The sequence below is a fragment of the Cupriavidus sp. YAF13 genome, from assembly GCF_052113425.1.
Taxonomy (GTDB): domain Bacteria; phylum Pseudomonadota; class Gammaproteobacteria; order Burkholderiales; family Burkholderiaceae; genus Cupriavidus.
In genome coordinates this window covers 1-7628 of record NZ_JBFRDD010000110.1, presented here as the reverse complement: position 1 = coordinate 7628, position 7628 = coordinate 1, and the positions used below count along the sequence as shown (strand labels likewise).

The following is a 7628-nucleotide window of genomic DNA, read 5'->3' as shown; positions in this document are numbered from 1 at the left end:
ATCCTGTACGAGGAGCGCTTCACCCATCCGCATCGTTGAGATAATGCTGCACTCACCGCTCAAGTCGACGGTGAGTCTATACCTGCCCTGCACACAAAAAAACTGACAGGCCCCCAGATAGCCTTATTGCTCTGCTCCCGGCAGGGCGGCTTTCTTTTCGTTAGTTTTCGTTGCCGGTCAAAGAAAAGTGACCGGCAGCCCCCGCAGGGGGATGTCGTATGGCACTTGGGTCCAAAAACCATCATCGCTGAAAAAACACCAGCCAATACAGCAAAAGCCAACTGGTCTCCCCCCGCCCCCCCCTTCAAACCTCCAAATACCTCTCCACCAACCTAGCCCAATAAGCCGCCCCAACCGTCAAATTCTCATCATTAAAATCATACCCAGCGTTATGCAGCAAAGGCTGCCCCGCCCCGTTCCCCATCCGCACAAAACACCCCGGCCGTTGCTGCAGGAAGTAGGCAAAATCCTCGCTCCCGGCGATCAGCGGGAAATTCGCCACCACCTTGTCGGGCCCCACCAGTTCCTCAGCCACCTGGCGGGCGAACTCGGTCTCGCGCTCACTGTTGATCAGTACCGGATAGCCCCGGATGTAATCAATCTCCACCGTAGCGCCATAGCCCTCCACATGTGAGGTCACCAGCCGCCGGATACGATCCTCCAGCGTACGCCGCACATCGGGGCTGAACGACCGCACGCTCAACTCCAGCTTGGCGCTCTCGGGGATCACGTTGGGCACATGCCCGGCATGCAACGTGCCAATGGTGACCACGGCGGTTTCGTTCGGGTCGATATTGCGCGACACGATGCTCTGCAGCGCCATCACCAGGCTGCCGGCGACCAGGATCGGGTCGATCGACTGGTGCGGGCGGGCCGCGTGGCCGCCCTTGCCGCGGATGGTGATGGCGACCGTATCGCAGGCCGCCATGAAGGGGCCGGCGCGGAACATGAAGGTGCCGGCTTCCACGCCGGGATGGTTGTGCAGCCCGAAGATCGCGTCGCAGGGAAAGCGCTCGAACAGGCCGTCGGCGAGCATGCGCTCGGCGCCGCCGCCAGCACCGATTTCCTCGGCGGGCTGGAAGATCAGGTTGACGGTGCCGTTGAAGTTGCGTGTGCGGGCCAGCTGGCGCGCCGCGCCGAGCAGCACGGTGGTGTGGCCGTCGTGGCCGCAGGCGTGCATCTTGCCGGCGTGGATGCTGGCGTACGCCAGGCCGGTGCGCTCATGAATGGGCAGCGCGTCCATGTCGGCGCGCACGCCGATGCTGCGCGGACCGTCGCCCTGGCGCAGCGTGCCAACCACGCCGGTGCCGCCAATGCTGCGCGTCACCGCGTAGCCCCAGCCTTCGAGCTGGGTGGCGACCAGCTCGGCGGTGCGCACTTCGTCGAAGGCGAGCTCGGGGTGCTGGTGGATACTGTGGCGGATGGCTTCCAGCTCGGCGCGGCTGTCGACGGTGTCGGCCAGTTCACAGAATCGTGAAGCGCGGGGAGCGGAGGGAGCGGAGGCGGCGGGCTGGGTCGCGTGCGAGTCGGCAAGAAGTGACTCGATCAGTTCGGGGGCGTGTTCTGACATGGCAGTACTCGTTTTCTTCGAGGCCCCTTTACGAGGCGGGGGCGTATAGAAAACAGTATTTCACGCTGGGCGCAGAGCGCAAACGGTTTAACCCTTTGTAGCGAAATCAGGGTAACAACTGTTGCGAACGGGGAACGTTCTCGCGTTCGCTGGGATCATGGGGAGATTTGCGGGCGTGGGGGCAGGTGTCGATAGCGGTACAGGCGACACGATTTGCGACTCAACTAGGGCCAGGCACGATGCTAGCTCCGCGTTGTCGTGCTCCCCTCTTCCGTGTGCGGGAGAGGGGATGGGGGAGAGGGCGGGCGCTCGTTACGCCTGCGTATTGGACAACACCAAACACCACGGGCTTCGCTTCCAGTGGCTCCTAGCTGAGCCACCCCTCTCCCCGGCCCTCTCCCCCTGAGGGGAGAGGGAGAGACAGCCGTCGTCACGGCGCGCGGCTTTGGCCTGTTCGGCGGCTTCGTCCACGGCCGCTGGTTTGCTCAGCCGTCGTCATGGCGCGTGGCTTTGGCCCGCCCTTACGCGTATGCCACCACCGTCTGGCCCTGCTCGCCCAGGCCGTCGATGCCCAGGCGCATGGTGTCGCCCGCCTTGAGAAAGCGCGGCGGCTTGAAGCCCATGCCCACGCCCGGCGGCGTGCCGGTGCAGATCAGGTCGCCGGGGTGCAGCGTCATGAAGCGGCTGACGTAGCTCACCAGCGTCGCCACGTCGAACACCATGGTGGCGGTGCTGCCCTTCTGCACGCGCTGGCCGTTGACATCCAGCCACAGGCCCAGCGCCTGCGGGTCGGGCACTTCGTCGCGCGTGACCAGCCACGGGCCGACCGGGCAGAAGGTGTCGCAACCCTTGCCCTTGTCCCAGGTGCCGCCGCGCTCGATCTGGAATTCGCGCTCGGAGACGTCGTTCACCACACAGTAGCCGGCCACGTGCGAGAGCGCATCGGCGAGCGAGACGTCGCGCGCCACTTTGCCGATCACCACGCCGAGCTCCACTTCCCAGTCGGTCTTCTCGGAGCCGCGCGGCAGCATCACCGGGTCGTTGGGCCCGTTGAGCGAGCTGTTGGCCTTCAGGAAGACGATGGGCTCGGCCGGCAGCGCCATGCCCGCCTCGGCGGCATGGTCGGCGTAGTTCAGGCCGATGGCCACGATCTTGCCGATGCCGGTCCAGGGCACGCCGAAGCGCTCGGCCTGCACCACCGGCAGCGTGGCCGGGTCCAGCTTGGCCAGGCGCGCCAGCGCTTCGGCCGACAGCGCCTGCGGCCCGAGGCCGTCCAGCACGCCGGACAGGTCGCGCACGCGGCCTTCGGCATCGATCAGACCCGGGCGTTCCGCGCCCGGCTTACCCACACGTACTAGTTTCATCGTTTCCCCTTGGCTTCGGTGGCGATGTGGCCGGCGGGCTCGGAAAGGGTCCGCGCGACCACGGTCAGGACTTCTTTTGCAGTGTTCTCGGAATGCTGGCGCAGCACCTGCGCCAGCCGCGGCCGGCCCGGTTCGCGCAGCGCGGCCATGATGGCCTCGTGCTCATCAAACGACTCCTGCCAGCGCAGCATATCCGCATTGGCGGCGCCGCGCGCGCGGTGGACCTTGCTCATCAACATCGCGTAGATGCCGGCCAGCACAGGGTTGGCCGCGCCGTCGATGATCAGCTGGTGGATTTCCTGGTTGGTGCGGAAGTACTCGGTGCGCCGCCCGGCGGCGTGCGCCTCCAGCATGGCCTGGTGCTTGCGCTCCAGGCGCGCCATGGCCACCTCGGACAGGCGCGCCGCCGCGAGTTCGCCGGCGGTGGCCTCCAGCCCGTGCAGCGTCTCGAAGGTGGAACGCAGCTCATCAAGATCGAGCGGCGCCACGCGGTAGCCGATGTACTGCCGATGCAGCACCAGGCCTTCGGACACCAGCACCTTGAGCGCCTCGCGCAGCGGCGTCTTGGAGACATCGAACATCTCGCAAAAGGCGCGCTCGTCGATGCGCGCGCCGGGGGGCAGCTCGCCCTCCTCGATCATGGTGCGCAGCCGCGCGGCGATTTCGGCCGACATGCCGAGGGTGCGCAGGCGGGTGGATTTAGGAAGCGTTTGAGTCACAGACATCACCGAGATGGGGAACATGCACCACAAGAAGGCTAACACATCCCAAAATTGTGCGTTCGCATAACAATAAAATCAATGACTTACGACAGTTGTAATTACAGATTACGTATCCTATACTCCGTTCCAGTTGCGCGACACACAACACAAACCGCCTAACATTCCCCCAAAGGAGACAAGCGTCATGCAAACGACAAGCCGGGCTGCAGCGCTAACGGAGACGAAGAGCTCCGTGCGCTGGAAGATTTTCCTGATGATGTTGTTCCTCATCGCCATCAACTACATCGACCGGGCCTCGCTCTCGGTCGCGATGCCGCTGATCGCCAAGGAGTTCGATCTCAGCCCCACCATGCAGGGGCTGATCCTCAGCTCTTTCTTCTGGACCTACGCGGTCATGCAGATTCCAGGCGGCATGCTGGCGGACAAGTACAAGCCGCGCATCGTGATCGCCACCGCCACCGTCTTCTGGGGCGCGTTCCAGGCCCTGGCGGCCGTGTGCACCAGCGCCGGCGCGCTGTTGCTGACCCGGCTCGGGCTGGGCGCGGCCGAAGCGCCGATCTACCCGGCCGGCGGCAAGCTCAATGCGATCTGGATGACGCAGAACGAACGCGGCCGCGGCGCCACCCTGCTGGACGGCGGCGCGCCGCTAGGTGCGGCGCTCGGCGCCATCATCATCACCTGGCTGATCACCGCGCTGGGTTCCTGGCGCCTGGCCTTCGTGGTGGCTGGCGTGGGCACCGTGCTGGCCGGCATGCTGGCGTGGTACTACGTGCGCAACTCGCCGCGCGAGCACCGCGGCGTCAATGAGCTGGAAGCGAGCTATATCGAAGCTGCGCAAGCCAGCGAGCACCGCGCCGAGCCGGCCAACCTGTCGGGCCGCTCGCTCGACTTCCTCAAGTACCGCTCCGTGTGGTGCATGGCGACCGGCTGGATGTGCTTCAACAGCGTCTTCTACGGCCTGCTGACGTGGATGCCCAACTACCTGAACAAGGTGCACGGCTTCGACATCAAGCAGATGGGCGGCGCCAGCTTCATCATCTTCTTCTCCGGCTTTATCGGTGAACTCATCGGCGGCTGGATCGCCGACAAGTGGAAGGCCGCCGGTGGCGCGCCCAACCTGGTGATGCGCACCCTGTTCGGCATCGCCGCCGTGGTGGCTACCGTGTCGATCTTCTCGGTGGCTTACGTGAAGGATCCGGTGGTGGTGGTTGCCCTGCTCTCTTCCACGCTGTTCTTCCTGCGCTGGTGCGGCCTGTACTGGTGCATCCCGTCGATCCTCGGCACCCGCAACAAGGTGGGCGTGCTGGGCGGCATCATGAACCTGGGCGGCAATATCGGCGGCATCACCGTGCCCATCATCGTCGGCATGATCGTGCAGTTCACCGGCTCGTACTTCCTGGCGCTGATGTTCTTTGCCGCGGCCGGCGTGGGCCTGCTGATCTCCTCGACCGCGATCGACTACGAGAAGAAGCTGCCGGTCTGAGCGCAGCGCGTTCTCCACAGCTAGCCAACCAGTCGCACGCGCCGCGCCGGCACACGCCGGCAGCGGCGCGGCATCTCCTAAAGAGCATTACCCCATGACCAAACGCACCCTTCTCGGCATGCTCACGCCGTCGTCCAATACCGCGCTGGAACCCATCACCAGCGCCATGGTGAGCGGCCTGCCCAATGTCAGCGCGCATTTCTCGCGCTTCACCGTCACCGAAATCTCGCTGCGCGACCAGGCCCTTGGCCAGTTCGACCTCGACAAGATCATCGGCGCGGCCAAGTTGCTGGCCGACGCGCGCGTGGACGTGATCGCATGGAACGGCACCTCTTCCGGCTGGCTCGGCTTCGAGAAAGACCAGGCGCTGTGCTGTCAGATCACCGAGGCAACCGGCATTCCCGCCACCACCTCGGTGCTGGCGCTGAACGAAATCCTGGAAAAAACCGGCGCGCGCGACTTCGGCCTGGTCACGCCCTATCTCGACGATGTGCAGCAACGCATCGTGCAGAACTACAAGCGCAACGGCTTTAGCTGCACGGCCGAGCGCCACCTCGACCTGCACGTGAACTACAGCTTCGCCGAGGTGGAAGAAGACACCATCCGACGCATGGTGCGCGAAGTGGCGCAGCACAAGCCGTCCGCCATCACCACGTTCTGCACCAACCTGCGCGCGGCGCACCTGGTGGAGGCGCTGGAAGCCGAGACCGGCATCCCCGTCTACGACACCATCTCCACCGTGGTGTGGAAATCACTGCGCCTGGCTGGCGTGGACACGCGCGCGCTGCGCGGCTGGGGCCGCTTGTTTGCCGAAGTGGAATGAAGGAGCAGGGCGCATGAACACCGAACTCGATCTTGTCATCCGCAACGCCGAAGTGGTCACCGCCTCAGACCGCTTCACCTGCGACATCGGCGTGCGCGATGGCCGCATCGCCATGCTGGGCAATGACCTGCCGCGCGCCGCGCGCGAGATGGATGCCACCGGCCTGCTGGCGCTGCCGGGCGGCGTGGATGGCCACGTCCACCTGGACCAGCCCATGCCCGACGGCATGCGCATGGCGGATGATTTCCTCACCGGCACGCGCGCTGCCGTGTGCGGTGGCACCACCACGGTGATCCCGTTCGCGGCGCAGGAAAAGGGCGGCTCGCTCAAGGCAGCGGTGGCGGACTACCATCGCCGCGCCGAAGGCCGCGCGGTGGCGGACTACGGCTTCCACCTGATCGTGGCGGACCCCACGCCGGAAGTCTTGCAGAATGAATTGCCCGAGTTGATTCGCAAGGGCTACACCTCGTTCAAGGTCTACATGACCTACGACGATCTGAAGCTATCCGACCGCGAGATGCTGGACGTGCTCGACGTGGCCAAGCGCAACGATGCGCTGGTGATGGTGCATGCCGAGAACGCGGATTGCATCTCGTGGCTCACTGAAAAGCTGGTCGGGGAAGGGCGCATCTCGCCGCGTTTCCACGGCATGGCCCGGCCTGCGCTGGTGGAACGCGAAGCCACGCACCGCGCGATCACCTTTGCCGAGCTGGTCGACGTGCCGATCCTGATCGTGCATGTTTCCGGCAAGGAGGCGATCGAGCAGATTCGCTGGGCACAGGGCAGGGGGCTGCCGATCCTGGCCGAGACCTGCCCGCAGTACCTGTACCTGACGGCCGAGGATATGGGCTTGCCTGGCGATGACGGCTATGAAGGCGCCAAGTGCGTATGCAGCCCGCCGCCGCGCGACCCGGAGAACCAGGCGGCCGTCTGGCGTGCGCTGACCAATGGCGTGTTCAGTGTGTTTTCCTCGGACCATGCGCCGTTCAACTATGACGATCCGCAAGGCAAGAAGCTAGGCGGCACGGCCCAGCCGTTTGACCACATTCCCAATGGCGTGCCCGGCATCGAGACGCGCTTGCCGCTGCTGTTCAACGGCATCGCGCAAGGCCGGCTTTCGTTGCATCAGTTTGTCGAGCTGACTGCGTACCGGCCGGCGCGGCTCTATGGCTTGTATCCGCGCAAGGGAACGATTGCCGTGGGCGCCGATGCGGATATCGCCTTGTGGGATCCTTTGCGGAAGGTGCGGATTGCTAATAGCGATTTGCATCATGCAGTGGATTACACGCCTTATGAGGGGATTGAAGTGACCGGGTGGCCGGTGCATTGCTTCTCGCGGGGAGAATTGCTGGTGGAGGATGGGAGGTATCTGGAGCCGGCGCCGGGGCGGGGGAGGTTCTTGCCGGCGGGGGCGCCTTCGTTGGTTTGAGGGTGTTGTTGAGTTGACGTGAGTGGCTTAACTTCAAATTCAAAAGCCTAAAGTCAAAGGCAGTTTCACCTCCCCTCCGGGGAGGCGACCTACTTTCTTGTCTTGCCAAGAAAGTAGGCAAAGAAGGCGCGCCGGATGGGGCGACACCCCCTCGTCGTCAGCCAAAAAGAGCGGCCGGGGGCCAAACTCACATCGCCTTAAGGCGATGCTCAAACACCTTAAGGCGATGCTCAAACA

The 7628-nt window shown here is 64.6% G+C and carries 6 protein-coding genes; 3 read left to right on the top strand and 3 right to left on the bottom strand.

Annotated features, from left to right (window positions below):
* Nucleotides 1-304: 304 nt before the first annotated feature.
* The 3 genes from AB4061_RS39955 to AB4061_RS39945 all read right to left on the bottom strand — a co-directional run bounded on the left by AB4061_RS39955 (nucleotide 305) and on the right by AB4061_RS39945 (nucleotide 3659).
* A complete protein-coding gene (locus AB4061_RS39955; RefSeq protein ID WP_441641569.1) occupies nucleotides 305-1570 on the bottom strand; it encodes a M20 aminoacylase family protein in 1266 nt (421 codons plus the stop codon).
* A gap of 521 nt (nucleotides 1571-2091) precedes the next feature.
* Nucleotides 2092-2934, bottom strand: a complete 843-nt coding sequence (locus AB4061_RS39950; RefSeq protein WP_441641568.1) for a fumarylacetoacetate hydrolase family protein — start codon at nucleotides 2932-2934, stop codon at nucleotides 2092-2094.
* Complete coding sequence (locus AB4061_RS39945) at nucleotides 2931-3659, bottom strand: GntR family transcriptional regulator (RefSeq protein WP_441641567.1); 729 nt, start codon at nucleotides 3657-3659, stop codon at nucleotides 2931-2933. Before AB4061_RS39945 ends, AB4061_RS39950 begins: the two co-directional genes overlap by 4 nt.
* A gap of 181 nt (nucleotides 3660-3840) precedes the next feature.
* Between AB4061_RS39945 and AB4061_RS39940 the strand changes: the two genes are divergently transcribed.
* From AB4061_RS39940 to hydA, 3 genes are all read left to right on the top strand, one after another.
* Entirely contained in the window at nucleotides 3841-5139 is a 1299-nt protein-coding gene (locus AB4061_RS39940) for an MFS transporter (RefSeq protein ID WP_183035833.1), read from the top strand.
* Nucleotides 5140-5233: 94 nt separating this feature from the next.
* On the top strand, nucleotides 5234-5962 hold the full coding sequence (locus AB4061_RS39935) for a maleate cis-trans isomerase family protein (protein ID WP_441641566.1): 729 nt from the start codon (nucleotides 5234-5236) through the stop codon (nucleotides 5960-5962).
* A gap of 13 nt (nucleotides 5963-5975) precedes the next feature.
* The gene (gene hydA / locus AB4061_RS39930; protein ID WP_441641565.1) at nucleotides 5976-7391 is read left to right on the top strand and encodes a dihydropyrimidinase; all 1416 of its coding nucleotides are present in this window, start codon (nucleotides 5976-5978) and stop codon (nucleotides 7389-7391) included.
* The last annotated feature ends 237 nt before the right edge of the window (nucleotides 7392-7628 follow it).